General features: G+C 72.6%; 24 protein-coding genes and 1 pseudogene. 14 read left to right on the forward strand and 11 right to left on the reverse strand.

The window, feature by feature from the left end:
* Positions 1–19: 19 nt before the first annotated feature.
* From EXE50_RS05215 to EXE50_RS05225, 3 genes are all read right to left on the reverse strand, one after another.
* Positions 20–397: a DUF5811 family protein gene (locus EXE50_RS05215; RefSeq protein WP_053770950.1), complete on the reverse strand. Its 378-nt coding sequence runs from the start codon at positions 395–397 to the stop codon at positions 20–22.
* Positions 398–492: 95 nt separating this feature from the next.
* Positions 493–1,038: a pyruvoyl-dependent arginine decarboxylase gene (locus tag EXE50_RS05220; RefSeq protein ID WP_137704521.1), complete on the reverse strand. Its 546-nt coding sequence runs from the start codon at positions 1,036–1,038 to the stop codon at positions 493–495.
* A gap of 84 nt (positions 1,039–1,122) precedes the next feature.
* Entirely contained in the window at positions 1,123–2,346 is a 1,224-nt protein-coding gene (locus EXE50_RS05225; RefSeq protein WP_053770948.1) for a proteasome-activating nucleotidase, read from the reverse strand.
* Between the two features lie 257 nt (positions 2,347–2,603).
* Here EXE50_RS05225 and EXE50_RS05230 point away from each other — a divergent pair, with 257 nt between their 5' ends.
* On the forward strand, positions 2,604–3,161 hold the full coding sequence (locus EXE50_RS05230; protein WP_053770947.1) for a response regulator: 558 nt from the start codon (positions 2,604–2,606) through the stop codon (positions 3,159–3,161).
* 25 nt (positions 3,162–3,186) lie between these two features.
* On the opposite strand, the gene EXE50_RS05235 is transcribed toward EXE50_RS05230, so the two are convergent.
* A complete protein-coding gene (locus EXE50_RS05235; protein ID WP_053770946.1) occupies positions 3,187–3,471 on the reverse strand; it encodes an amphi-Trp domain-containing protein in 285 nt (94 codons plus the stop codon).
* Between the two features lie 97 nt (positions 3,472–3,568).
* On the opposite strand from EXE50_RS05235, the gene EXE50_RS05240 reads away from it, so the two are divergent.
* Positions 3,569–3,958, forward strand: a complete 390-nt coding sequence (locus EXE50_RS05240; protein WP_053770945.1) for a hypothetical protein — start codon at positions 3,569–3,571, stop codon at positions 3,956–3,958.
* A gap of 15 nt (positions 3,959–3,973) precedes the next feature.
* On the opposite strand, the gene EXE50_RS05245 is transcribed toward EXE50_RS05240, so the two are convergent.
* On the reverse strand, positions 3,974–5,053 hold the full coding sequence (locus tag EXE50_RS05245) for an aminopeptidase (RefSeq protein WP_053770944.1): 1,080 nt from the start codon (positions 5,051–5,053) through the stop codon (positions 3,974–3,976).
* 126 nt (positions 5,054–5,179) lie between these two features.
* Between EXE50_RS05245 and EXE50_RS05250 the strand changes: the two genes are divergently transcribed.
* Entirely contained in the window at positions 5,180–6,166 is a 987-nt protein-coding gene (locus EXE50_RS05250; protein ID WP_053770943.1) for a M48 family metallopeptidase, read from the forward strand.
* Between the two features lie 4 nt (positions 6,167–6,170).
* On the opposite strand, the gene EXE50_RS05255 is transcribed toward EXE50_RS05250, so the two are convergent.
* Positions 6,171–7,478, reverse strand: coding sequence for an acetamidase/formamidase family protein (locus EXE50_RS05255; protein ID WP_137704522.1), 1,308 nt, complete (start codon positions 7,476–7,478; stop codon positions 6,171–6,173).
* 383 nt (positions 7,479–7,861) lie between these two features.
* Here EXE50_RS05255 and nadA point away from each other — a divergent pair, with 383 nt between their 5' ends.
* The 6 genes from nadA (at position 7,862) to EXE50_RS05285 (ending at position 14,882) form a co-directional block, all read left to right on the forward strand.
* On the forward strand, positions 7,862–8,992 hold the full coding sequence (gene nadA, locus EXE50_RS05260; RefSeq protein WP_137704523.1) for a quinolinate synthase NadA: 1,131 nt from the start codon (positions 7,862–7,864) through the stop codon (positions 8,990–8,992).
* A gap of 1 nt (position 8,993) precedes the next feature.
* Complete coding sequence (locus EXE50_RS05265; protein ID WP_053770940.1) at positions 8,994–10,541, forward strand: L-aspartate oxidase; 1,548 nt, start codon at positions 8,994–8,996, stop codon at positions 10,539–10,541.
* Positions 10,541–11,365, forward strand: a complete 825-nt coding sequence (nadC, locus tag EXE50_RS05270) for a carboxylating nicotinate-nucleotide diphosphorylase (protein WP_137704524.1) — start codon at positions 10,541–10,543, stop codon at positions 11,363–11,365. The genes EXE50_RS05265 and nadC overlap by 1 nt, the downstream gene beginning before the upstream one ends.
* Positions 11,366–11,473: 108 nt before the next feature.
* Entirely contained in the window at positions 11,474–12,481 is a 1,008-nt protein-coding gene (locus tag EXE50_RS05275) for a DUF6293 family protein (protein ID WP_137704525.1), read from the forward strand.
* A gap of 499 nt (positions 12,482–12,980) precedes the next feature.
* Positions 12,981–14,438 (forward strand): 7,8-didemethyl-8-hydroxy-5-deazariboflavin synthase subunit CofH, encoded by a 1,458-nt coding sequence (gene cofH, locus EXE50_RS05280; RefSeq protein WP_137704526.1) that lies wholly within the window; start codon positions 12,981–12,983, stop codon positions 14,436–14,438.
* A 123-nt stretch (positions 14,439–14,561) separates the two neighbouring features.
* The gene (locus tag EXE50_RS05285) at positions 14,562–14,882 is read left to right on the forward strand and encodes a DUF2250 domain-containing protein (protein WP_053770936.1); all 321 of its coding nucleotides are present in this window, start codon (positions 14,562–14,564) and stop codon (positions 14,880–14,882) included.
* Positions 14,883–14,918: 36 nt separating this feature from the next.
* Here EXE50_RS05285 and hmgA read toward each other — a convergent pair whose 3' ends face one another.
* Positions 14,919–16,142, reverse strand: a complete 1,224-nt coding sequence (hmgA, locus tag EXE50_RS05290) for a hydroxymethylglutaryl-CoA reductase (NADPH) (RefSeq protein ID WP_137704527.1) — start codon at positions 16,140–16,142, stop codon at positions 14,919–14,921.
* 84 nt (positions 16,143–16,226) lie between these two features.
* On the reverse strand, positions 16,227–16,700 hold the full coding sequence (locus EXE50_RS05295; RefSeq protein ID WP_053770934.1) for an N-acetyltransferase: 474 nt from the start codon (positions 16,698–16,700) through the stop codon (positions 16,227–16,229).
* A 187-nt stretch (positions 16,701–16,887) separates the two neighbouring features.
* Between EXE50_RS05295 and EXE50_RS05300 the strand changes: the two are divergent.
* From EXE50_RS05300 to EXE50_RS05315, 4 genes and pseudogenes are all read left to right on the forward strand, one after another.
* Positions 16,888–17,694: pseudogene (locus EXE50_RS05300) on the forward strand (DUF502 domain-containing protein); the annotation flags it as partial.
* A gap of 158 nt (positions 17,695–17,852) precedes the next feature.
* A complete protein-coding gene (locus EXE50_RS05305) occupies positions 17,853–18,299 on the forward strand; it encodes an archease (protein WP_121599772.1) in 447 nt (148 codons plus the stop codon).
* A gap of 55 nt (positions 18,300–18,354) precedes the next feature.
* Positions 18,355–18,897: a hypothetical protein gene (locus tag EXE50_RS05310; protein ID WP_053770932.1), complete on the forward strand. Its 543-nt coding sequence runs from the start codon at positions 18,355–18,357 to the stop codon at positions 18,895–18,897.
* A gap of 90 nt (positions 18,898–18,987) precedes the next feature.
* On the forward strand, positions 18,988–20,496 hold the full coding sequence (locus EXE50_RS05315) for an RtcB family protein (protein WP_121599774.1): 1,509 nt from the start codon (positions 18,988–18,990) through the stop codon (positions 20,494–20,496).
* A 35-nt stretch (positions 20,497–20,531) separates the two neighbouring features.
* Here EXE50_RS05315 and EXE50_RS05320 read toward each other — a convergent pair whose 3' ends face one another.
* From EXE50_RS05320 to EXE50_RS05330, 3 genes are all read right to left on the reverse strand, one after another.
* Positions 20,532–20,843, reverse strand: a complete 312-nt coding sequence (locus tag EXE50_RS05320; protein WP_137704529.1) for a thiamine-binding protein — start codon at positions 20,841–20,843, stop codon at positions 20,532–20,534.
* Between the two features lie 77 nt (positions 20,844–20,920).
* Positions 20,921–21,856: an alpha/beta hydrolase gene (locus EXE50_RS05325; protein WP_053770929.1), complete on the reverse strand. Its 936-nt coding sequence runs from the start codon at positions 21,854–21,856 to the stop codon at positions 20,921–20,923.
* Positions 21,853–22,269 (reverse strand): hypothetical protein, encoded by a 417-nt coding sequence (locus EXE50_RS05330; RefSeq protein ID WP_053770928.1) that lies wholly within the window; start codon positions 22,267–22,269, stop codon positions 21,853–21,855. Before EXE50_RS05330 ends, EXE50_RS05325 begins: the two co-directional genes overlap by 4 nt.
* Before the next feature lie 236 nt (positions 22,270–22,505).
* On the opposite strand from EXE50_RS05330, the gene EXE50_RS05335 reads away from it, so the two are divergent.
* Positions 22,506–23,618, forward strand: a complete 1,113-nt coding sequence (locus EXE50_RS05335; RefSeq protein ID WP_137704530.1) for a DUF4013 domain-containing protein — start codon at positions 22,506–22,508, stop codon at positions 23,616–23,618.

The raw sequence follows: 23,618 nt of genomic DNA on the forward strand, positions 1-23,618 counted from the left end.
TACGGCCGGGCCGGGACCGTCACTTCGCGGTGGGCGTGATGTCGCCGACGGCGTCCATCACTTGGACCGCCGCGCTGGCGGCGAGCCCGCGGGCGACCTCGTCGGTGTCGGACTCGGCGATGCCGGCGTCCAAGTCCTCCGGGTCCGGCGTGAAGCCGGCCGAGACGGGGTGGCCGGCCGGGGGGTTCACCGCGACGGTCGCCTGCGGGCCGTCCGCGCCGACGGACAGCTCGGAGCCGACGGCGTAGCTGTCGGGCAGGTACGATTCCGTGCGCGATACGATTCCGGCGACCGCGCGCCGGAGCTGTTTTTCTTGGTCCGGAGAGAGGTCGACGGCCGCGGGCGAGCCCGCGTCCGTCACACCCGGCGCCCCGGCGTACGGGTTGTTGCCGTTCATTCGAAGACACGACCCGTACGCGGAGCCGAGTCAAAAAGGCGTCGGCGACGGCGACCGGGGCTCCGGCGCGGCCCGGCCTCTCTCCGCGCGGCCCGTTACAGGATCGGCTCGGACTCCCCGTACGCGGCGATGACGACCGCGGTCGCGTACCGGTCCGGCTCGGCCGCGACCGTCTCGACGCGCGTCTCCCGGTCGGGGAGCTCCCAGTTCCGGAGGTCGCCGCCGGCGTCGAGGCCCGCCTCGATCCGCTCGCGCACGTCGTCGGGGTCCTCGCCCGTCACCTCGTAGAAGAGCCCCGGCCCCGGACCGGTCGCCCAGCCGAGCCCCGCGACCGCGTCGGGGCGACGGCGAGGCGCGCGCTTCGACTCGGCGCCCTCGGCGCCCGCGCGACCGCCCTCGCGGAAGTCGACCTCGTCGCCCGGCCCGACCGTCCGGCGCGCCTCGACGACGGTGAGGCGGTTCCCCGCGGGCCCGAGGTCGGGCGCCGCCGCGACCGCCTCGACGGTCGCCTCGGCGGGGACGACCGAGGAGACCGCCACGAGGTTGTAGTTGTGGAGGTTCGCGTCCGCGAGCGCGGCGTCGTAGGAGGCCATCGCCGTGTCGGCGATTCCGACGCCGCCGGCGACGTGGATGGTGTTCATTACGGGCGAGTCGGCGGCGGGCGCGCTAAGGGGTTACGAACTGACCGCTCCGAAACGCGCACGGCGAGGACGGGGACCGAGGGTTCAGTACTGGTAGTTGATGACCCGCTCGTCTTCGGTGTCCGCGTCCTGAAGCTTGTCGCGGGCCTGCTCGAAGTCCTCCTGGGTCACCTCGGTGCGGCCGTCGCGGATGGCGAACATCCCGGCCTCGGTCGCCAGCGACGCGATGTCGGCGCCGCTGTACCCGTCGAGGTCGCGGGCGACGACGCCGAGGTCGACCCCGTCGGCGACGTTCATGTCGTCGGTGTGGATCTCCAGGATGCGCTCGCGGCCCTCGGCGCCGGGCTCTGGCACCTCGATGAGGCGGTCGAAGCGACCGGGGCGGAGGATCGCCTCGTCGAGCATGTCGAAGCGGTTCGTCGCGGCCATGATCCGGACCTCGCCGCGGTCGTCGAAGCCGTCCATCTCGCTGAGGAGCTGCATCATCGTGCGCTGGACCTCGGCGTCGCCTGAGGTCTTCGAGTCCGTCCGCTTGGCGGCGACGGCGTCGATCTCGTCGATGAAGATGACGGCCGGCTCGCGCTCGGCGGCCAGCTCGAACAGGTCGCGGACGAGCCGCGCGCCCTCGCCGATGAACTTCCGGACGAGCTCGGACCCGGCCATCTTGATGAAGGTGGCGTCGGACTCGTTGGCGACGGCCTTCGCGAGCATCGTCTTCCCGGTGCCCGGCGGGCCGTGGAGGAGGACGCCGCTCGGCGGCTCGACGCCGACCGTCTCGAACTGCTCGGGGTTCTCCAGCGGGTCCTCGACGGCCTCGCGCACCTCCCGGATCTGGTCGTCGATGCCGCCGATGTCGGCGTACGTGACGTCGGGGGACTCGGTGACCTCCATCGCCTGGGCCCGGGAGTCGGTCTCGTCGTCGAGCACCTGCTGGACGGCGAAGGAGTCGTTGATCGCGACGCGGTCGCCGGGGCGGAGGTCCTCGTCGAGCCGCGAGGCGGCCTGCGTGAGCACCTCCTGGTTGTTGCCGTGCTGTTTGATGACGACGCCCTCGTCGGTGATCTCCTCGACGGACGCGATGTACAGCGAGGTGGTCTTCAGCACCTCGTTCTCGCGCTTCAGCTGCTCGACGTCGTCCTTCAGCTCGCCGCGGCGCCCCTCGGCGTCGGCGAGCCGCGATTCCAGTTCCTCGTTCACCTGAACGATCCGCCGGTAGTGCTGGCGGATCGCCTCCAACCGCTCCGCGTCGCTCATCTCGGGGTCGAGCTCCAACCGCGGGCGGTCGGGCAGTGAGGGGCTGTGAGACATTCGTTGAGCCCGACTAAGATGCGGGCGTAAATGTGCCTTTGGGTCACGGAGAGACCGTTGGATCCGCCGAGAGGACGCCGGCGTCACGGCTCCGGTTACCCCTCTGTCGACCCCGCCCGCAACCCCGGAATCATCTCTGATAATCGGGTGTCAACGTTTTAACGCGGAGGGGAGCAACGTGGCCGTATGGACGTACGAACGGCGGGCGGACGCGCCGGTCCGGGGGTCGCGAACCGCGAGACCGGGAGGGCCCGCCCATGAGCGGCACTCCGGACGCGACCGTCCTCGCGGTCGACGACGAGCCGGACCTCGCAGAGCTGTACCGGGTGTACCTCGACCCGGAGTACGACGTTCGCATCGCGACCGGGGGCGAGGAAGCGATCGACGCGATGGACGAGACGGTCGACGTGGTCCTCCTCGACCGCCGGATGCCCGACATGTCGGGCCACGAGGTGCTGAACGCGATCCGCGGCGAGGGGTACGACGCCCGGGTGGCGATGCTGACCGCGGTAGAGCCCGATGTCGACATCGTCGAGATGCCGTTCGACGACTACAAGACGAAGCCGGTCACGAAGGAGGACCTCCTCACGCTCGTCGAGGTGCTCCTCCACCGCGCCGCGTTCGACGAGCGGAGCCAGGAGTTCTTCGCGCTCGCCTCGAAGAAGGCGGCGCTGGAGGCCGCCGGCACGACGAACTCCGAGGAGTACGAGGAGCTCATCGAGCGGATGGAATCCGTGCGCGTCGAGGTCGACGACACGCTCGACCACCTCTCGGCGCGGGACGCGTTCGCCGAGGTCCCGGGCGAAGTACCGTAGCGAGGCGGAGGGCGCCTCCGGACCGTCACTCGATCGTCAGCTCGCCGTCCGCCGCCTCCTCGCCGGCGTTCTCGTCCCACTCCAACTCGAACTCGACGCTCAGCTCGCCCGGCCCGTCGGCCGGCCCCTCGCGCTCCGCCTTCACCTCGAAGGTGGGCCGCGCGGGCGGCTCCAGCGTCGTCGACTCGGCGCCGCGCGTGAGGGTGATCGCGTTCCCGGCGTCGAGCGAGTCCGCGACCGTCCGCAGGTACGCGGCGATTTCCTCGCGGCTCCGACGGCTTTCCGACTTGAACAGGACTTCTTCTGGCATGCGTGGACGTACGCGCCCACGAGTGATAAACACCGACGCGGCGCCAGCGGGACCTCGCCCCCGATCGTTTTGTGTTCGCCGACCGAACCCGCACCCCGTGTCCGTCCCCGACTCGCTCCGCACGGTCGTCGCCGTCGCCGTCTACTGGACGGCGATCGCGCTCGGCGGGAGCGTCCTCCTCCCGGACCCGACGAGTCCGCTCGCCGCGGTCCCGATCCTCGGCGGCGGCGCCGTCGTCGCCCACGCGGCGCGCACCGGCCGCCTCGTCGAACTCGGGTACGCGGTGGGGACGATGTGGCTCGCCGTGCTCGCGCTGTCGGTCGGCACCGGCGTCGTCGACCTCGTCGCGCCGCCCGCGGGCGAGATCGCGCCGCTCGCCGGCTACCCGGGGATCGCGGCGATCGGCACGGTCGGGCTGTTCGGCGTCCTCCTCGTCGCGTACGCGGCGTTCGCCCGCCGGACCGCGGCGCGAGGCGCGGGCGAGTGAGTGGACGCGAGGCCCTCAGAACCCGTCCTCGAAGACGAACGTCCCGTTCCGCTGGACGACCTCGCCGTCGACCTCGATGACGGAGTCCTCGCTCATGTCGACGATCATGTCGACGTGCTCGGCGGACTCGTTGACCGCGTTCTCCTCGCCGACGGTCTCCGGATACGCGGAGCCGACCGCCATGTGGACGGTGTCGCCCATCTTCTCGTCGAACAGCATGTTGTAGGTGAACCGGTCGATCTGGCGGTTCATGCCGATTCCGAGCTCGCCGAGGCGCCGCGATCCCTCGTCGGTGTCGAGGATGCCGGAGAGCAGCTCCTCGTTGCGCTCGGCGGAGTGCGAGACGACCTCGCCGTCCTCGAACCGGAGCCGGACCCCGTCGATCTCGCGCCCGTAGCGGTACAGCGGGAGGTCGAAGTGGACCTCGCCGTCGACGCCGTCGCGCGTCGGCGCCGTGAACACCTCGCCGCCGGGGAGGTTCGCCTCGCCGTAGTCGTTGAGCGTGGAGTTGCCCGACACGTCGAGCGTGAGGTCGGTCTCGTCGCCGGACCTGATGCGCACCTCGTCGGCCGCGTCGAGGATCTCGACCATCTCCGCCTGGAACTCGCGCTGTTCGTCCCAGTCGAGCGAGACGGCGTCCCACACGAAGTTCTCGTACGCCTCGGTGCTCATCCCGGCGAGCTGGGCGTGGCTCGCGGTCGGGTACTGCGTGAGACACCACGTCTTCGAGAGCCGCGTGCGCTTGACCTCCTCCATCGCGCGGTTGTACGCGGCGTTCGTCTCGGGGTCCACGTCGGCGTCCTCGGTGGCGTTCGCGCCGCCGCGCGCGATGACGAAGGCGTCGGCCTCCTCGTAGAGCGCGCGCCGGTGGCTCGGCTCGGAGAAGTCCTCGGAGGCGCGCTTGAACGCGCGCTGGGCGCGCTTCGAGTAATTGAGGTAGACGGGGTTCGCCCCGCGGTCGCCGCAGACCTCGTGGAGCGCGACCGCGAGGTCCTCGGCCTCCTTCGGCATCTGGATGACCACGTCGTCGCCCGACTCGATGCCGGTCGAGTGGTCGGCGATGATCTCCGCGTGTTCGCGTACGCGTGCGTCCATGACAGCCGGTTTCGCGGCCGGGGAATTACCGCTTTTCCTTCCGGCGGGCCGGGTGGGGGAGCGACCGATCCCGTCGCGGCCCTCCCGGCCGCAACGCGTTTGCCCCGCCGTCGCGTAGCCTCGGACATGCCTCGGCTCGCGTTCCGCGCGGCCGCCGCCGCCGTCGGCGTCGCCCTCCTCGTCGGCTACCTGACCGCGGCGCTGTTCGTCGCCGACCTGCTGCGCGCGGCCTGGGCGGCCCGACCGGACCTCCCGGTCCTCGTCGCGCTGCTTGCCGCGGTCGCGCTCGGGTCGGCGTACCTCAGCTACCGGCTCGGCACCGCCCAGATCCTCGCGAACCTGGAGGGCGACCGCGTCCCGCGGAGGCGGGCGCCGGATCTCCACCGCCGGATCGACTCGCTCGCGGCGCGGATGGACCTGCCGCGGCCGGCGCTGTACGTCACCGACGCCCGCGCGCCGAACGCGTTCGCCGTCGGCGGCGGGTCGGGGAGCGGGGCGCTCGTGATCGACCGGTCGCTGTTCCGGCTACTGTCCGCCCGCGAGATCGAGGCGATCCTCGCGCACGAGCTGGCGCACTTAGAGGGCAACGACGGGTTCGCGATCGCGATGGCGGACGGGGTCGGCCGCTCGCTGGTCGGGGTCGCCACCCTGGTCGCGCTGCCCGCGCTGCTCGCGCTGTCGGGGCTCGCGGCCGCCTCGGCGTGGATCCGCGGGCGACCCGGCGACCGGTCGGGGCCGTTCGCGCGGCTTCACCGCGCGCTCGCCGGCGCCCTGTTCGCCGCGTTCGTCCTCGCGACGCTCGTCGCCCGGTCGCGGTCGCGCAAGCGCGAGTTCGCGGCCGACGACCGCGCGGCCGAGGTGACGGGCGACCCCGCGGCGCTCGCGCGGGCGCTCCGCCGAATCGAGCGCGCGACCGACCCGGAGTGGCCCCTCGCGCCGTTCTCGTCGCAGAAACGGACCGACGAGACCGCAGAGCGCTGGCTCTCGACGCACCCCTCGACCGACGAGCGGGTCGAGCGCCTGCGGGAGCGGGCCGAGTCGCAGGGGCCGACGCGGCGGATCCCGGCGGGGCCGTCGCGGGCGAGCAGCGGACGCGGATCGTCGTGGCGGTGAGGGCTTACAGCCCGTACTGCTCGCGCGTCACGTCGTCGAGGCCCGACTCCGCCAGCACGTCCGCGGGCACGAGCATGTCTAACTGGACGACGCCGGGGAGCCGCCCGATCTGCACGCCACCGGTGAACGTGCACCGGGCGCGGACCTCGCCCTCGCTCATGCCGAGCAGCGTCCCGGCGCGGTCGAAGGCGTTCTGCGTGGCGTCGTTGACCGTCGCGCCGGAGCCGATCACCTGGATCGGGGCGGCGTCGGTGTCCACGTCGACGCCGTGCTCCGCGCCGAGACCCTCGCCGGCCGCGACCTCGTCGTCGCTGTAGGGCTTGCTGATGAAGGGGAGGTCCTCCTCGTTCGGCAGGAGGACGGGCCCGTCGAGGTCCACGTCCTCGATCACCTCCACGTCCATCGTGACCGTCCCGCTCACGTCGGTGGTGTGGAGGGAGAGCTCGCCGTCGCCCTGGTTCGCGTGGAGGTCGCCGACGTAGATCCCGCCGCCGTCGACGGCGACCGGGCAGACCAGCGTCGCGCCCGCGCGGACCTCGGGCACGTCCATGTGGCCGTCGGTGCGCAGGTCCAGGTCCGCCTCGGTCTCGACGCCGTAGTCGTGGTCGGCGCCGACGAGGTTCTGCCCGAAGTCGCCCGCGTTGTGCGAGTCGGGCATGGTGACCGGCGGCGTGGTGCCGATGTTGCCGATGAACGGTAGCAGGCGGCCGAGCGTGCCTGGCATCTCGTCGGGCTCGTACAGCAGGATCGGGTGCTGGCGGGCGTTCTCGGGGATGTCCATCACGCGCTCGGCGTCGGTCGCGAGCGCGTGGGCGCCCTCATCGTCGAGCGTGATCCCGACCGCGTTCTCGTGGTCGAAGGCGACGGTGTAGCCGTACTCGAACCCGAACGAGGAGGCGTTGGCGCCGCACTCCGCGCAGCGGATCGCGTCCTCGCCGGTGCCCTCGACGACGGACTCGGGCCACGTCGTCCCGCACTCCGGGCAGCGGTGGTCGACGAACGGGTCGTCGCCGAACGCCTCGTCGCGTTCCGCCATCGACCCCGTGCTGGTGGCCATGCTCGTCACCTCCACGTCGCGGATGTGGATCGCGACGGCGTCGCCGACCTCGGCGCCCTCGACGCGGATCGGCCGCGTCACCTCGTGGCCGCCGCGGAACGAGGGCGTCACCATCGGTCCCCAACAGCCCGGCGGCGTGTACGTCGTCACCGTCCCGCCGTCCGCGACCGTCCCGGCCCACTCCTGGTCGGGCCCGACGAGCCCGAGCGTGTACTGGTCGACGTACAGCTCCTCTTCGACCTCTGTCTGCGCCATACCGTGTAGTGGTACGGCATGGCACATCATAACCGTAGGGGAGGCGGCACTCAGACCGGGAACCGCGAGGGCCGCCAAGCCCGAGGACCACGAGGCGCGCTCGCTCGACGGGCCGTCCGGGGCGAGAGCCAACCGCGCGCTCGCGGTCCGCCCGGCTCGCGGTCCGCCCGGCTCGCAGTCCGCGAATTTCGGCCCTCGGTCCGCGACCCCGCAGAGGGGTCACCGACCCACGATCCGGAGTTCGCCTGCGAGACCGTACGTATCGTTCGAAGATCGCGATTCTGAACGGACTCGGAGAGCATACGACTAGCCAAACCGAACTATTGAAGACAAAATCTTTTCACGACACAGTTCTGTGAGCGAATACGCGACGGAGACTCAGAATGCCAGCAATGGAAACCGCCGAGTTCGATACCGAACTCAGTCTCTTCAAATACGATAATCTCGAACAGCTTCCGTCTAAATACCGCGACCTCGACGAGAGCGAGCGAACGCGCCGGATCGAGGGGGCGCTGGACGCGCTCGGCGACGACGTGGTGATCCTCGGTCACAACTACCAGCGGCGGGAGATCGTCGAGCACGCCGACTTCGTCGGCGACTCCTACCAGCTGAGCAAGGAGGCCGCGGCGGCCGACGCGGCGTACGTCGTCTTCGGCGGGGTCACGTTCATGGCCGAGTCCGCGGACATCATCACCGACGACGACCAGACGGTCGTCCTCCCGAGCATGGAGGCGTCCTGCCCGATGGCGGGGATGGCCGAGGCGCTCCAGGTCGACGCGGCGTGGGCGGAGCTGACGGCCGCGACCGACGCGGACATCGTGCCGGTCACGTACATGAACAGCTACGCCGACCTCAAGGCGTTCTGCGCCGAGCACGGCGGCTTGGTGTGTACCTCCTCGAACGCCCACCGCGCCTTCGAGTACGCCCTCGAAGAGGGCGACAAGGTGCTGTTCCTCCCCGACAAGCACCTCGGGGAGAACACCGCCCACCGGCTCGGGCTCGAAGACGAGATCGCCGAGTGGGACCCGTGGGACGCCGCGTCCGCCGACGCGTCGGCGGTCGTCGACAGCGACGTGATCCTCTGGGACGGCTACTGTCAGGTCCACGAGCGGTTCAGCCCGTCGCACGTCGAGCGGGTCCGGGCGGTCCACGAGGACGCGCGCGTCGTCGTCCACCCCGAGTGCCGCCGGGAGGTCGTCGAGGCGGCGGACGTGGTCGGCTCCACCGCGACGATCCGCGAGACCGTCGCCGAGGCCGACCCCGGCGAGACGTGGGCCATCGGGACCGAGGTCCACCTGACCCGGCACCTCCAGCGGTGGCACCCGGAGGTGGACGTCGTCCCGCTGTGCGGCGAGGCGTGTATGGACTGTAACGCGATGCGCCAGATCGACCCGAACTACCTCGCGTGGGTGCTCGAAGAGCTGGCCGCCGGACGCGAGCGCAACGTCGTCGAGGTCGCGCCCGAGGAGAAGGACCTCGCGCGCGTCGCCCTCGACCGCATGCTGGAGGTGTGAGATGACGGGCCACGAGACCGCGGACGTGCTCGTCGTCGGCTCGGGGGTCGCCGGGCTGACGACCGCGCTCGCCGCCGCGCGCGAGGGCCGCGAGGTGACGGTGGCGACGAAGGCCACGCGCCCCGCGGACGCCGCGTCGTGGTGGGCTCAGGGCGGGATCGCAGTCGCCCGCGACCGGCCGGTGCGGTTCAAGCGGGACGTGCTGGCGGCCTCGGACGGCACCGCCGACCCGGACGCTGTCGACGTGCTCGTCGAGAACGCCGACGACGCGGTCCGGGACGTGCTCGTCGACACGCTCGGCGTCGAGTTCGACCGCGAGGCGGACGCCGGGACGTTCGACTACGGCCGCGAGGCCGCCCACAGCGAGGACCGGATCCTCCACGTCGGCGCGGCGACGGGCGAGCACGTCCACGTCCCCCTGTTGAACCACCTCGACGGACGCGACGGCGTCGAGATCGTCGACGACGCGGCCGCGCTCGACCTGATCGCGAGCGAGGGGCGCGTCCACGGCGCCGTCGTGGCGTCGGCCGACGGGCGCGTGCCGGTGTACGCGAACGCGACCGTGCTCGCGACCGGCGGGATCGGCGACCTGTTCCCGCGGTCGACGAACCCCCGCGGGGCCACCGGTGACGGGGTCGCGATGGCCGCGCTCGCGGGCGCCGACGTGACGGACATGGAGTTCGTCCAGTTCCACCCGACGGCGTACGACGCGGGCCCGGACGAGGAGGGGTTCCTCGTCAGCGAGGCGGTCCGCGGCGAGGGCGCGCTACTGCGCAACGGCGACGGCGAGCGGTTCATGCCCGGGTACCACGACGACGCCGAGCTGGCGCCGCGGGACGTGGTCTCGCGGGCCGTGGCCGCCGAGCGCGACGCCACGGGCGAGGTCCGCCTCGACGTCGGCCCGCTCGACTTCGCGGGCGCGTTCCCCGGCCTCGCCGAGAAGTGCGCCGACCGCGGCGTCGACTCCGCGCAGGGGATCCCCGTTGCGCCCGCCGAGCACTTCCTCTGCGGCGGCGTCGCGGTCGACGACCGGGGGCGGACGAGCCTCGACCGGCTCTACGCGGTCGGCGAGTGCGCGCGGACCGGCGTCCACGGCGCGAACCGCCTCGCCTCCACGAGCCTCCTCGAAGGGCTCGTGTGGGGGCTCCGGGCGGGCGCCGACGCGGCCAGAACTGTCGGGTCCGACGGGACGCCGGCGGACCCCGAGCGGGTCGCGCCCCCGGACCTGCTGGACCGCGACCCCGACCTCCCGCCGGCGTTCGCCCGCGAGAAGTTCCGGCGACTCCGCAGGGTGCTCGGCGAGCACGTCGGGATCGAGCGCGATCCGGCCGAACTCCGCCGAGCGCTCGGCGTGCTCCGGCGCCTGAAGGGGGAGGTCGACGCGTACGTCCGGACTCGGACGTCGCGGTCGCTCTACGAGCTGCGAAACGCCACCGTGACGGCGCTGCTCGTGACCCGGCAGGCGCTCGCGAACGGCGAGAGCGTCGGGACGCACTACGTCGCGGACGACGCCGAGCCCGCCGAGCCCGGGCCGGCGGCGGACGACTGATGCTCACCGACGCCGACGTGGAGCGCTGGCTCCGCGAGGACGTGGGCCACCACGACATGACCAACGACGTGCCGGGCGAGACGAGCGGCCGGCTCGTCGCGAAAGAGCCCGGCGTCGCGGCCGGCGTCGACGCCGCGAGCGCCGTGTTCGACTACCTCGACGCGACTGTGACCGAGCGCGTCGCGGACGGGACCGCCGTCGACCCGGGCGACGCGCTGCTGCGGGTCGCGGGCCCGGCGAGGGCGGTCCTCCGCGGCGAGCGCGTCGCCGTGAACGTCGCGGCCCACGCCTCGGGAGTGGCGACGCGGACCGACGCCGCGGTTGAGGCCGCCCGCGAAGTCGATCCGGACGTCCGGGTCGCCGCCACGCGCAAGACGACGCCCGGGCTCCGGGGAGTAGAGAAGCGCGCGGTCGCGGCCGGCGGCGGCGACACCCATCGGCTCGGCCTCTCGCACATGGTCATGGTCAAGGACAACCACGTCGCGGAGCTGGGGCTGACGGAGGCGATCGAGCGCTTCCGCGAGCGCGCCTCCTTCGCGACGAACGTCGAGGTCGAGGTCGAGGGGTCCGACGCAGCCGCGCGCGCCGCCGCGGCCGGCGCCGACGTGGTCCTGCTCGACAACATGACGCCCGCGGAAACGGCGGCCGCGGTCGAGCGCGTGGCCGCCGCGGACGGCGACGCGCTGACCGAGGCGTCAGGCGGTATCACGGTGGAGGTCGTCCCGGACTACGCCGCGACCGGCGTCGACGTGATCTCGATGGGCGGGCTCACGCACTCCGCGCCGGCGCTCGACCTGTCGTTCCGGACGGGAGGCGACGGATAGCGCGCCGGTGTCGGGCGGGCGCCGGCGGCGGGGTCGGCTCCGTCCGCGAGCGTTGGCGTCGCGGAGTGATCTGGTGGTTTTTATAAATCCCACACCCACGGTCAGGGTATGCAGACCCACGTCGTGCCCGTCGGGTTCGACTACGACCGGATGATCGCCCCCCTCATCCGGGACCAGTTCGACGTCGACCGCGTGATCCTCTTGGAGGGCGCCGTCGGCAGCGAGGCCAACGTCGAGTACTCGCGGAACATCGCGCGCAAGCTCGAACAGGACTTCCGGAACCTCCTCGGCGCCGAGACGGTCCGCGAGCGGTTGGACGACGTGTACGACTACGACGCCGCCTTCGAGCGCGCCTTCGACCTGATCAACGCGGAGCTGGACCGCGACGACGGCGGCGACGCGGCGGGCGACGAGGCGGGCGCAGAGGACGTGGGGGACGCGGACGACCCGCCCGCCGGCGACCGCGAGGTGTGGGTGAACCTCTGTTCGATGCCTCGGCCGGTCTCGTTCGCGTTCGCGACCGCCGCGCACTCGATCATGGTCGAGCGGCAGGCGGACCGCGACCGCATCCACACCTACTACACGGCCCCCGAGAAGTACTTAGAGACCGAGCTGGCGGAGGAGCTGCGCGAGACGCGGGAGCTCCTGCGGGACCTCGACGCCGGGAGCGAGGCGCCGACGGAGGCGGGCGTCGACCCCGACCGCGTCGCCGACCGCCTGGCGAGCACCACCGATCTCCTCGCGGAGTTCGACGAGCGCGGCACCACCATCGGCGCAAAGCGCATCGGCGACCGCCACGTGATCGAGCTGCCGGTCGCCTCCTTCCAGAACGTCAAGCCGTTCGAGGAGCTGGTGCTGTTCACGCTCGGCGAGCACGGCGAGTTCGAGTCGGTCTCGGAGCTGGCGGAGACGCTCGCGACCGAACTCAACGAGGAGTACACGGAGTCGTTCCGCTCGAAGGTGATCTACAACGTCGATCGGCTCGGCCCCGGCGGGAAGGGGTACATCGAGCGTGAGGAGCACGGGAAGTCCTACCGGACGAGCCTCTCGCGGATCGGGGAGCTGTGGGTCCGCGCGCACGCCGACGAGGACCGGGACTACCGGGACCCGGCGTGAACGGGCCCTGACGAGTCGGTGGCGTAGCTATCGATTACTGGCAGCTGATCGGCGACGAACACCGTCGAAGCCCCAGTCGCGAGAACTCGCGCGACTCGCTGTGCTCCTCACTCGGTCGCTCCGCTCCCTCGGTCCGGTGCTTGTGTCGCCGTGCCTCGTTCTCGCGACTGCCCCTTCGAGTCCCGCCCCGCACCGCACAGCGACCGCCGGAAGACGGTCCTGCTCGCTCACTCCGTTCGCTGCGCGGGCTGCGACTCCCGGCCTCCCCCTCGCTCCCGTCGGTCGCTCGCGGGACCGCGGCCTCGCGCCTCCCCAGCCTCGTCGCTGCCGGCCTCGCTCCGCTTCGGCCCCCAGCGACTCCCTCGCACGCGCTCCTCGCGGCCGCCGCGGACGGCCGCTCGGAGGCGCGCGCCACCGCACTGGACTTCGGCGCTCGATTATCAGCCGTCGACTGTCTCGACCCGCCCGTTTATCAGGGTGGAACCGGGAGCGTTAGGGGATGAGTTCGGGGGGCAGTTCCGACGCGAGCGGGTCGAACGGTCGCGGGGGCGGCGACGGCGAGAGCGGCGCGAACGAGTTCGACTTCGCGGCGCCCGCGACCGACCAGTCGTTCGAGAACGCGCTCGCGAAGGCCCGCGACGGCGCCCGGCTGACGGTCGACGACGCGACGGAACTGCTCGCCACGGGCACGGACCGCGAGGGGATCGACCCCGTCCGCAAGGAGGCCGTGCTGGAGGTGGCCGACCGGCGCCGGGCCGAGGAGGTCGGCGACGAGGTCACCTTCGTCGCCAACCTCAACAACAACGTCACCACGGCGTGTAACACGGGCTGTCTGTTCTGTAACTTCAAGGACACCGCGCACGCCTTCGAGGCCGACAGCGACGTCGAACACGCGGGGTTCACCAAGCCGCCCGCGGAGTCGCGCGCGGTCGTCGAGGACGCCCTCGACATGGGGGTCTACGAGGTGTGCTCCGTTTCGGGGCTCCACCCGGCGTTCGCGCTGAACGAGGAGCACCACGAGGTACTCGCCGCGCACGACGACCCCGCGAGCGAGGCGAACTACAAGCCGCCCGAGGCGTACGCGATCGACCCGGGCACCTACGTCGAACAGATGGCGGCGATGTCGGTCGGCGGCGTCCACCTCCACTCGATGACCCCGGAGGAGGCGTACCACGCCAAGCGCGGCACCGACTGGGCGTACGAGTCCGTCTACCGCGAGTTGGCCGACGCCGGCCTCGACTCCGCGCCGGGCACCGCCGCCGAGATTCTCGTCGACGAGGTCCGCGACGTGATCTGCCCGGGGAAGATCCGCACGGACGACTGGGTGGCCGCGATGGAGGGCGCGGCCGCCGCCGGCCTCGACGTCACCTCGACGATGATGTACGGCCACGTCGAGACGGTCGCGCACCGCGCGCAGCACCTGGAGGTGATCCGCGACCTCCAGGACCGGACGGGCGCGATCACCGAGTTCGTCCCGCTGTCCTTCATCCACCGGAACACCCCGCTCTACCGGCGCGGCGTCGTCGACTCCGGGCCCTCGCGCGCCGAGGACGAGCTGGTGGTCGCGGTCGCGCGGCTCTTCCTCGACAACGTCGACCACGTACAGGCCTCGTGGGTGAAGTCGGGCGACGCCCACGGGCTGAAGCTGCTCAACTGCGGCGCCGACGACTTCATGGGCACCATCCTCTCGGAGGAGATCACCAGCCGTGCGGGCGGCGAGTACGGCGAGTACCGCTCGTTCGACGACTACGTCGAGATGATAACGGCGATCGGTCGGACGCCCGTCGAGCGCTCGACGGACTACCGCACCCGCCGCCGGATCGATCCCGACGACGGCCCGCACGGCCCGCGGCTCGGCCCGCGCGCCGACGGGACGCCGATGCTCCCGGACGGGCCGTCCGGCGGCGAGAGCGGCGCCGACGCGACCGGGACGCCGCCCGCCGACGCCGACGACTGAGCGCCCGGAGCGACCCCGCCCGACTAGTTCCTCGCCGAACGTGTTCCCCCGACCGCCGGCGACTCCCAGCGAGTGGGAACCCGCGGTATCCCCTTTACCGTGGTACACGCCACCACGTGTGAGATGGCCCGACCCGACGCGCAGTCCGTCGACCGTCCGGAGAACGCCGCCGAAGACGGGAGCGGCGACGAGCGGATCGACCCGGACCGCCCGTCGCTCACGCGCTCCGACGAACGGCTGCTCTCGTACCTCGCCGACGTGGGCGCAGACTACCAAGCGTTCATCGCCGGGAACACGGGCCTGTACGCCGACCACGTCGAGTCGCGGCTGACCGCGCTGGCGGACGCCGGGCTCGTCGAGCGCGTCTCCGGCGAGGCGGTGTACCGCGTCACCGACGCGGGGCGGGAAGCCCTCCGCGAGGACTGCCCGCGCTGGTCGGACTGAGAGAGCGACGAGGTTCCCGCGCGGCGCCGCGCCCGTCTACCGCCCGAGCTCCTCGTGGGCCGACGAGAGGTGGCGCGACCCGAGCGCCGCGAGCAGGTTGAGCTCGCCGGCGAGCGCGCAGGCCGCGATCGACTCCGCGAGCGCGTCGGCGTTGCTCCCGGCCGGGTCGCCGCCGCCCGCGACCCCGAGGATCTCCAGGCTGGCCTGCTGCGTCGGCAGCTTCGTCCCGCCGCCGACCGTCCCCACTTCGAGGCTCGCCAGCGAGACGGAGACGTAGAGGTCGCCGTCGGCGGTCGTCTCGGCGGTCGTGATCGCGTTCGCCCCCTCGACGACCTGCGCCTCGTCCTGCCCGGTGGCGAGGAACATCGCCGCGACCGCGTTGGCGACGTGCGCGTTGAAGCCGAGCGCGCCCGCCTTCGCGGAGCCGACGAGGTTCTTCCGCGTGTTGATCTCCTCGATCGACTCCGGTGTCGTGCGGAGCCGCTCCTCGACGACCGCGTGCGGGATCGTCGCGTCCGCGACGACCGACCGCCCGCGCCCCTCGACGGCGTTGATCGCGGCCGGCTTCTTGTCGGAACAGAGGTTCCCCGAGAGCGCGACGAGCGAGGCGTCCGTCTCCGCCTCGATCACGTCGCAGGCCTCCCGCGTCGCGATGGTGACCATGTTCATCCCCATCGCGTCCTTCGTGTCGTAGCGGAACCGGCAGAAGACGCTGTTGCCGACGACGTACGGCGTCACGTCGAGCAGCTCGCCGTGGCTCGTCGTCGCCTCCGCGGCCTCGGCGAGCGCGGGCTCGTTGTCGCGGACCCAGTCGACGAGCGCCTCGGCCTCGGCGACGTCCGCGACCCGGAAGACGGGCGCGCGGGTCATCCCACTCTTCGTCACCCGCGCCGTCGCGCCGCCGGCGTCCTCGATCACGGAGCAGCCGCGGTTGATCGACGCGACCAAGGCACCCTCGGTGGTCGCGAGGGGGAGGTAGCGCTCGCCCGAGGCGGCGCCGCCGTCGATCGTCACCGGGCCGGCGACGCCGACGGGGACCTGGACGCCCCCGAGCGTGTTCTCGATGTTCGAGCCGTGGACCGCGTCGGCGTCGAAGGCGTACTCGCCGAGCGGGTCGAGGTCGGCGTCGGTCGCCTCCGCGACGAGCAGCCGGCGCGCGGCGGTCGCGACGTCGGCGTCGGCGTGGTCTTCCAGCTCGTGGAAGCGGAGGTCGCCGTCGCGGACCCGGGCCGCGAGGTCCGCGGGAGTCGGTTGCGACATGGCGGCCACTCCTCGCGGCGGGCGCTAATTACTGTCGGTTCGGCCGGCTTCGAGGGGGAGAGACGGCGGGCGGAACGCGGCCGCCTACCGGCCGACGAACCCGGAGAGGCGCTCCCGGAGCGACTCGCCGCCGAGCTTGAGGTAGTAGGCGTCGCCGCCGTCCTCGTAGTAGTCGTCGATGCGGCGGATGACCTCGAAGCCGAGGTGCTCGTAGAAGCCGAGCGCCCGCCGGTTCGTCGTGCGGGCGTGGCAGGTGACCGACCGGTGGTTCGCCGCGACGTCGGCGATCAGCCGCTCGGCGTGGCCGCGGCCGCGGTGGTCGGGGTGAACGGCGAGAAAGAGGATGTAGCCGTCGCGCCGGACGGAGGCGAACGCGACGAGCCGGTCGTTCTCCACGAGCAGGTGGGCGGTCGACCGGCGGTAGGCGTCGACGAAGAAGCCGCGTCGCTGTCGGAGGACGCCCTCCGCGGACCGAATTCGCTCCTTGAGCTCCCACGCGGCGGTCGCGTAGTCGGACTCGCCGGGCGGGTCGGTCCGCTTTTCGACGTTGACGCTCACTGCGATGACCTAACACGTGGACGGAATATAACTCCACCGCCAGCGGGGACCGTTGCGAGCGGCTACGGCCGGCCAACGCTCCGCGATCCGACCGTAAGCGACCGTCAGGGCCGCGTCGGAACCGCAGGCGCGACGTGTCCGCGTCGGGACAGAAAACCTTTGTCGCGGTCGCGCGTGGTCGGTAGTAATGGCTATCCAGTCGTCGGGCATGGAGCGCATCCGACGGGCGTTCCTGACCGGCGTCGCCGTCGTCGTCCCCGCCGTCATCACGCTCGTCGTCCTGGCGTTCGCGTTCAACGCGGTGTACAACTACCTCGACCTGTTCTCGACGGCGGTCGTCACCGTATCGCCCGACGTGCCGCTGCCGCTGATCGGGTCCATCCCGCGGGAGCTCGCGATCGAGATCGCGGCGCCGGTGGTGTTCGTGGGCGTGATCATCCTGCTCGGCGCCGGCGTCGAGTCGTCGCGGTACGGAGAGCGCGCCGTCGACCAGGTCGACGACCTCGTCGAGCGGGTGCCGGGGATCGGTTCCGTCTACCAGGGGTTCCGGCAGATGAGCGACGCCATGTTGGAGTCGGACGGCGGGAACTTCCGCGAAGTCGTCCTCGTCGAGTTCCCGACCGAGGAGACCTACACCCTCGCGTTCATCACGAGCGAGACCCCGGCCGTCATCGCGGACCACGCCGACACGGAGGACGACGGGATGCGGACCGTGTTCATGCCGATGGCGCCGAACCCGGTGATGGGCGGCCACGTCGTCTTCGTCCCGGAGCGCCGGATCGTCGACGTCGAACTGACCGTCGACGAGGGGATCCGCGCACTGGTGACGAGCGGCGTCGCCTTGGAAGAGGTCGCCGCCGACCTCGACGACGTGGATCCGGACGACCTCCACGCCGGGGCGCCCGAGCGGACCGTCGACGCCCGGTTCCCGGCCGACGAGCGCCCCGACACCGCCCACGAGCCGCGCGAGGAGGAGGGCGAAGGCAGCGACGAGACGTACCGCCCGGCGGAAGACGGGTCGCGAGAGGCGGTCGAGGGCAGCGGCCCCGGCGCCGGTGAGGACGACGGCCTCAGCGCTGACGAGGACGACGCCCCGAGCGCCGCCGACAGCGACCTCGGCGACGCGGCCGGGCGCAACCGCGGCTCCGGCCGATGAGCTACGCCCTCCGCGAGCACACGGCCGACGTGGCCGTGGAGGCGACCGCCGACACGCTTTCGGGGCTGTTCGCGGCGGTCGCCGACGGGCTCGCGGCCGCCAGCGCGGAGTCGGTCCCGGCCGCCGGCGAGCGGTTCGACCTCGACGTCGCCGCCGAGAGCCGCGAGGCCCTGCTGTTCGACTACCTCGACCGCCTGATCTACGAGCGGGACGTGCGGCTCGTTTTACCGGCCGACCACCGGTGTACGGTGATCGAGCCGGAGTCCGTCGACGCTGCGGACGACGACGCCGCGGACGCGGACGAGTGGCGGCTCACGGGGAGCGCGCGCGGCGTCCCCCTCGACGCGGTGGCGGCCCGCGAGATCAAGGCGGTCACCTACTCCGAGATGGCGCTCGAACGGCGCGGCGACGGGTGGTACGCGTACGTCGTGTTCGACGTGTGAAGCCGCCCCGTGGGGCGTGACAAACCGTTATGCCTGTCGAGTACATTGTTACCGTATGTCACGCACAGGGCTGCGCGACGGGACGGGACCGGACGGCACTGGTCGACGCTGGCGCGCGGGGGCGAGTTCGGGGCTCGTCGCCGGCGCGGCGATGGGGGCCGTGTTACACGCCGGCCTCGGGCTCATGCCGACGATCGGCGCGCTGGTCGGCGTCGAGACGGTCGTCGGCGGGTGGGCCGTCCACCTGTTCAACAGCACGCTGTTCGGCGCGCTGTTCGTCGCCGTCTTCGACCGGTCGTTCTTCGCCGACCTCCGCGGAGACGTGGGCGGGTGCCTGTCGCTCGGCGTCATCCACTCGGCGCTGCTCGGCGTGATCACCGGCGGGCTCCTGTTGCCGGCCGCCATCGCCATCGAGGGGGCCACGTCGCTGCCGGTGCCGACCCTGCCGGTCCCCGGCCTCACCGCGAGCTTCGAGTTCGGCGTCGTCATCGCGGTCGCGCACCTCGTGTACGGGGTCGTCCTGGGGCGGGCGTTCGCCGCGTTCACCCTCGCGGAGGGCGCGATCGACTGGCTCCCGACCGACCCCGCGAACCGGTAGCCGGCTCGTCAGCGCCCGGGCGACGTCGCGGCGGCCCGCCGGCGACCGCCTGACGCAACGCCCTTGGCGCCCCGCGTCGAAGTGGCGCGCATGACAGCGCGCGAGTTCGACGGGATCCGGCTTGAGAAGGTGCGCGAGCACGTCTGGGAGATCCCTCGCGAGGGCGAGATGAACGTCCCCGCGCGGGTCCTCGCCAGCGAGTCGCTGCTGGAGGCGATCGGCGACGACGACTCGCTCCGGCAGCTGAAGAACGCGACGCACCTGCCCGGCGTCGTCGAGCCCGCGATCTGTATGCCCGACGGCCACCAGGGGTACGGCTTCCCCGTCGGCGGCGTCGGCGCGATCGACGCCCGGACCGGCTGTATCTCGCCCGGAGCGGTCGGCTACGACATCAACTGCGGCGTCCGGATGGTGCGGACGAACCTCGCCTACGACGACGTGCGCGGCCGCGAGGAGGAGCTGGTCGACGCGCTGTTCGAGGCGATCCCCTCGGGGCTCGGCGGGGGCGGCGTGATCGACGGCACCGCCGACGCCGTCGAGGGCGCGCTCGAACGCGGCGTCGAGTGGGCGGTCGAGGCGGGGTACGGGATCGAGAGCGACCTCGCGCGCTGCGAGGACGAGGGACGGCGTCCCGACGCGCGCCCGGAGTACGTCTCCCAGAAGGCGATGGACCGCGGGCGCAACCAGATGGGGTCGCTCGGCTCGGGCAACCACTTCCTGGAGGTCCAGCGCGTCACCGACGTGTTCCGCGCGGACGTGGCCGAGTCCTACGGGCTGACGGAGGACGGGATCGTCGTCCTGATCCACTGCGGGAGCCGCGGGCTCGGCCACCAGACGTGTAACGACTACCTGCGCCGGATCGAGCAGGAGCACGGCGACCTCCTCGACGAGCTCCCGGACAAGGAGCTGGCGGCCGCGCCCGCCGGGTCCGAGCTGGCCGACGAGTACTACGGCGCGATGGGCGCGTGCATCAACTTCGCGTGGGTGAACCGCCAGCTGATCACCCACCAGACGCGCGAGACGTTCGGCGAGGTGTTCGACGCGGACCCGATCGACGACCTCGGGATGGAACTGCTGTACGACGTGGCGCACAACATCGCGAAGAAGGAGACCCACGAGGTCGGCGTCGACGCCGAGGGGCGCCCCGCCGTCGGCGACGCGGCCGTCGACCGCGCGGAGCGCCAGCTGTACGTCCACCGCAAGGGCGCGACGCGGGCGTTCCCCGCGGGCAACGAGGACGTGCCCGAGGCGTACCGCGGCGTGGGCCAGCCCGTCATCATCCCCGGCAGCATGGGCGCCGGGTCGTACGTGCTCCGCGGCGGCGACGAGTCGATGTCGGTGTCGTTCGGCTCGACCGCCCACGGCGCCGGGCGCCTGATGAGCCGGACGCAGGCGAAACAGGAGTTCTGGGGCGGCGACGTCCAAGACGACCTCGAAGACGGCCAGCGGATCTACGTGAAGGCCCAGTCCGGCGCCACCATCGCGGAGGAGGCCCCGGGCGTGTACAAGGACATCGACGAGGTGATCCGCGTCAGCGACGAGCTGGGGATCGGCGACAAGGTTGCGCGGACGTTCCCCGTGTGTAACATCAAGGGGTAACCGACCCGCCCGTCGGCCCGGCGGCTGCCGGCGAGTCAGCGCTCCCGCCTCGCCTCCCGGCCGAGGTGTTCCTCGACGGCGTCGACCTTCTCCGCGGCGGTCCCGTCGCCCGCCCGCTTGTCGTCGACCTTGAGGAACGTCGACACGCGGTCGCCGTCGACCGCGTCGTGGGCGGCCGCCGCGGCCGCAAAGAGCGTCTCCGCGTCGTCGGCCTCGATCACCGTGCCCATCGGGTTCGTCTCGTAGCTCACGTCGAAGTCGTCGAGCGCGGCGACGGCCGCCGCCACCTCCGCGGCCATGCTCTCCTCGATCACCGGCGCGACGCTCAGCATCGCGATCGCTGTCATGACAGTGCGTGCGTCGCGGGGCCACTTAAGTAGTCGCGCGGGCCGGCCCGCGGTCGCGGGCGAGCCCGACCGCCCGCCTATTCGAGCGCGTCGCGCAGGAAGGAGAGCTGGTGGCCGACCGCGCCCTCGAAGTCGTCGCCGAGCACCGAGAAGTGGTCGGCGGGCATCGTGACGACGGTCCCGCGCGAGAGGCGCTCGCCGGCGGCCGCGACCGCGTCGGCGTCGACGATCGCGTCGTCGGTCCCCGCGAGCAGCAGCGCGGGGGCGTCGACCTCGTTGAGCCGCGTCACGGGTCGGTAGCCGACGAGGCCGAGCAGCGACCGCGCGGGCGTCTCGTTGCGCCACGCCGACTCGCGGTCGACGAGGTCGATGTACTTGCGCTCCGCTCCCGGCTCGGTGATCGCGGCGCGCTCCTCCGGGTCGCCGACGATCGGCACGGTGCGGCCGCGACCGACCCGGTGGCCGAGCAGGTCGCGGAGCCCGGCGGCGCCGGACCGGAGGAGGTAGCGCCCGCCGCGCCGCAGGGCGATTGCGCGCCCGTCGAGCATCGGGACGAGGCCGACCACGGCGTCGACGTCGCGGCGCTCCGCGGCGAGCGTGAGGACGTGCGCGGCCGACAGCGACGCCCCCCAGAGCACGAGGTCGTCGCCCGCGTCGTCGACGCGCTTCGCGCGGTCGAGCGCGGCCGCGTACGCGTCGCGCTGGCGGTCCAGGTCGACGAGCTGGGAGTCGCCGTCGGACGCGCCGAACTCGGGGTGGTCGAAGAGGAGCGCGGCGTAGCCCGCGTCCGCGAACCGCTCCGCGACGGCGGGGTAGCCGAAGCTCCGCTCCGCGCCGAGCCCCGGGGCCATCACGACGACCGGGGGGTCGTCCGCGTCGCCGCCCGGCAGGTACAGCGTCCCGCGGCAGGTCGCGCCGTCGACGTCGAACGCGACCGCGCGGGTGGCGAACCGCTCGCGGGCCGGGCGCGCGAGGCGGCGCTGCGCGCGGTTGACCGGCCTGCGTCGGGTCACCGGTCCGCCTCCTGCCCGTCCGCGTCGGCGTCCACCGCGTCCGACGAGCCCTCGCCCCCGTCACCGGGCTCGTGGCTGAGCGTCTCCAGCACGCGCGACGAGAACTCGGTCTCGGATATCTCGTAGCCGATGAGCGCCTCGAACCACTCGGCCTCCGCGTGCCACGTCCCGAGGACGTCGCCGGGCGAGCGGACCACCGTTCCCTCGACCCGGACGGGGTCCCACTCGTCGGCTTCGGCCTCGTCGATGAGCGCGTTGAGCGCGCGCCCGATCTCGCCGCGGTGGACCTCGCGGCCGGGGAACGCGGTCATGTACGTCAGCTCCAGCGGATCGCCCCCGTCGATCGATTCGACGCTGACGCCGTAGCTCCTGAGCTCCGGCTCCAGATCGGTCGTCCCCTCGTCGCCGGTCATACCCGACCCGTCGGCGGGACGGGATAAATCGGTACCGGCACGCGGCGGCGACGCGTCTGGGCGAACGGCGTCGGCAGAAAGCCGCGGACGGGGGGACGGCCGCCGAGTGGCGGCCGCGGGTGGGTTGTCAGAGGCACACGATTGTCCCGCGCGGCCAGACGGCAATACTCCGCGAAGCGATATAAACGCTCGGGCCGGGTACCATTTATGCGGCTCCCGTCCCTGTGTCCGGTCACATGCTCACCGCGGCCGCGACGGCGCTGACGCGAACCGACGACACCGCGGGCGTCGTCCTCGTCGGCGGGTCCGTGACGCTGTTGGGGTGGATCCTCACGCCCCTGTGGCTCGCCGGCGTCCTCTTCGTCAGCCCCGCCGTCGCCGTCGCGGCCCCGGTCGCGCTCGCGCCGTCGCTCGTGGCGCGCGGCTACCTCGTCCGGGTGACGCGGGCGGCGATCCAGCCCGGCGACGCCGCCGGCGCGCCGTCGCTCGTCGCCTGGGGAGAACTGGCCAGGGACGGCCTCAAGTCGGCGCTGCTGTCCGCGGCGCTGCTCGCGCCCCTCGCGGGCGGGCTCGCGGTCGCGGGCGGCGCCGTCGCCGCACTCGTCGCGGGCCCCGTCGAGCCGGGGGCGACCGCGACGGCCGTCGAGTCGGCGCTCGGACCGAACGGGCCGGCCGCAGTCGCCGTCGTCGCCGCCGCCGGCGTCCTCGCGCTCGTCGGCGCGTACCTGGTCGCGTTCGCGTACGTCCGCCCCGCGGCGCTCGCCGCGTTCGCCGCGTCCGGCCGCCTCCGGGACGGGCTCGACCCGCGAACGGTAGCCGGCGTCGCCGCGACGGGGCCGTACGCGACCGGCTGGACGCTGGCCGTCGGGGCGCTCGCGGTCGGGTACGCCGTCGCGGCGCCGACGGTTCCGCTCGTCGTCGGCGTCGCGGTCGCCTTCCTCGCTCGGATCGTCGCGCACGACCTCTACGGCCGGGGCGCGGCCGAGAGCCTGACCGAGGAGACGGAGGCGACGACGGCGGCGACCGCGACGCGGCGGCCGGTCGACGCGGCGCCCGACGCCGCGCGCTCGGACGACGAAGCGGGAGCCGGCAGCGGATCGGGCCCGAGCGTCGGTCCGGCCGGCGACGGGCCGCCGGCTCCCGTGGTGTCGGGGGACGGCGGACGACCGATGCGGAGCGAGCCGCCGGCCGCGGTTCAGGTCGGCCGCGGCGTTTCTGTCGCTGACGAGAGCGACGAGTCCGCCGACACCGACCCGACCCGCGCGGACGAGGCGGGCGGCGCTGACGCCGATCCGACCGGCGGCTTCGAGTGGGGGCCGGCGCTGTCCGACGCGGAAGACAAGAGTTGA

It is taken from the genome of Halorubrum sp. ARQ200, from assembly GCF_005435115.1.
In the GTDB taxonomy this organism is placed as follows: domain Archaea; phylum Halobacteriota; class Halobacteria; order Halobacteriales; family Haloferacaceae; genus Halorubrum; species Halorubrum tropicale.

What these genes read in the sequence shown, in the direction of transcription:
- EXE50_RS05215 (WP_053770950.1), bottom strand. Translation starts at nt 397, where the DNA reads ATGAACGGCAACAACCCGTACGCCGGGGCGCCGGGTGTGACGGACGCG.
- EXE50_RS05220 (WP_137704521.1), bottom strand. Translation starts at nt 1,038, where the DNA reads ATGAACACCATCCACGTCGCCGGCGGCGTCGGAATCGCCGACACGGCG.
- EXE50_RS05225 (WP_053770948.1), bottom strand. Translation starts at nt 2,346, where the DNA reads ATGTCTCACAGCCCCTCACTGCCCGACCGCCCGCGGTTGGAGCTCGAC.
- EXE50_RS05230 (WP_053770947.1), top strand. Translation starts at nt 2,604, where the DNA reads ATGAGCGGCACTCCGGACGCGACCGTCCTCGCGGTCGACGACGAGCCG.
- EXE50_RS05235 (WP_053770946.1), bottom strand. Translation starts at nt 3,471, where the DNA reads ATGCCAGAAGAAGTCCTGTTCAAGTCGGAAAGCCGTCGGAGCCGCGAG.
- EXE50_RS05245 (WP_053770944.1), bottom strand. Translation starts at nt 5,053, where the DNA reads ATGGACGCACGCGTACGCGAACACGCGGAGATCATCGCCGACCACTCG.
- EXE50_RS05250 (WP_053770943.1), top strand. Translation starts at nt 5,180, where the DNA reads ATGCCTCGGCTCGCGTTCCGCGCGGCCGCCGCCGCCGTCGGCGTCGCC.
- EXE50_RS05255 (WP_137704522.1), bottom strand. Translation starts at nt 7,478, where the DNA reads ATGGCGCAGACAGAGGTCGAAGAGGAGCTGTACGTCGACCAGTACACG.
- nadA (WP_137704523.1), top strand. Translation starts at nt 7,862, where the DNA reads ATGCCAGCAATGGAAACCGCCGAGTTCGATACCGAACTCAGTCTCTTC.
- EXE50_RS05265 (WP_053770940.1), top strand. Translation starts at nt 8,994, where the DNA reads ATGACGGGCCACGAGACCGCGGACGTGCTCGTCGTCGGCTCGGGGGTC.
- nadC (WP_137704524.1), top strand. Translation starts at nt 10,541, where the DNA reads ATGCTCACCGACGCCGACGTGGAGCGCTGGCTCCGCGAGGACGTGGGC.
- EXE50_RS05275 (WP_137704525.1), top strand. Translation starts at nt 11,474, where the DNA reads ATGCAGACCCACGTCGTGCCCGTCGGGTTCGACTACGACCGGATGATC.
- cofH (WP_137704526.1), top strand. Translation starts at nt 12,981, where the DNA reads ATGAGTTCGGGGGGCAGTTCCGACGCGAGCGGGTCGAACGGTCGCGGG.
- EXE50_RS05285 (WP_053770936.1), top strand. Translation starts at nt 14,562, where the DNA reads ATGGCCCGACCCGACGCGCAGTCCGTCGACCGTCCGGAGAACGCCGCC.
- hmgA (WP_137704527.1), bottom strand. Translation starts at nt 16,142, where the DNA reads ATGTCGCAACCGACTCCCGCGGACCTCGCGGCCCGGGTCCGCGACGGC.
- EXE50_RS05305 (WP_121599772.1), top strand. Translation starts at nt 17,853, where the DNA reads ATGAGCTACGCCCTCCGCGAGCACACGGCCGACGTGGCCGTGGAGGCG.
- EXE50_RS05310 (WP_053770932.1), top strand. Translation starts at nt 18,355, where the DNA reads ATGTCACGCACAGGGCTGCGCGACGGGACGGGACCGGACGGCACTGGT.
- EXE50_RS05315 (WP_121599774.1), top strand. Translation starts at nt 18,988, where the DNA reads ATGACAGCGCGCGAGTTCGACGGGATCCGGCTTGAGAAGGTGCGCGAG.
- EXE50_RS05320 (WP_137704529.1), bottom strand. Translation starts at nt 20,843, where the DNA reads ATGACAGCGATCGCGATGCTGAGCGTCGCGCCGGTGATCGAGGAGAGC.
- EXE50_RS05330 (WP_053770928.1), bottom strand. Translation starts at nt 22,269, where the DNA reads ATGACCGGCGACGAGGGGACGACCGATCTGGAGCCGGAGCTCAGGAGC.
- EXE50_RS05335 (WP_137704530.1), top strand. Translation starts at nt 22,506, where the DNA reads ATGCTCACCGCGGCCGCGACGGCGCTGACGCGAACCGACGACACCGCG.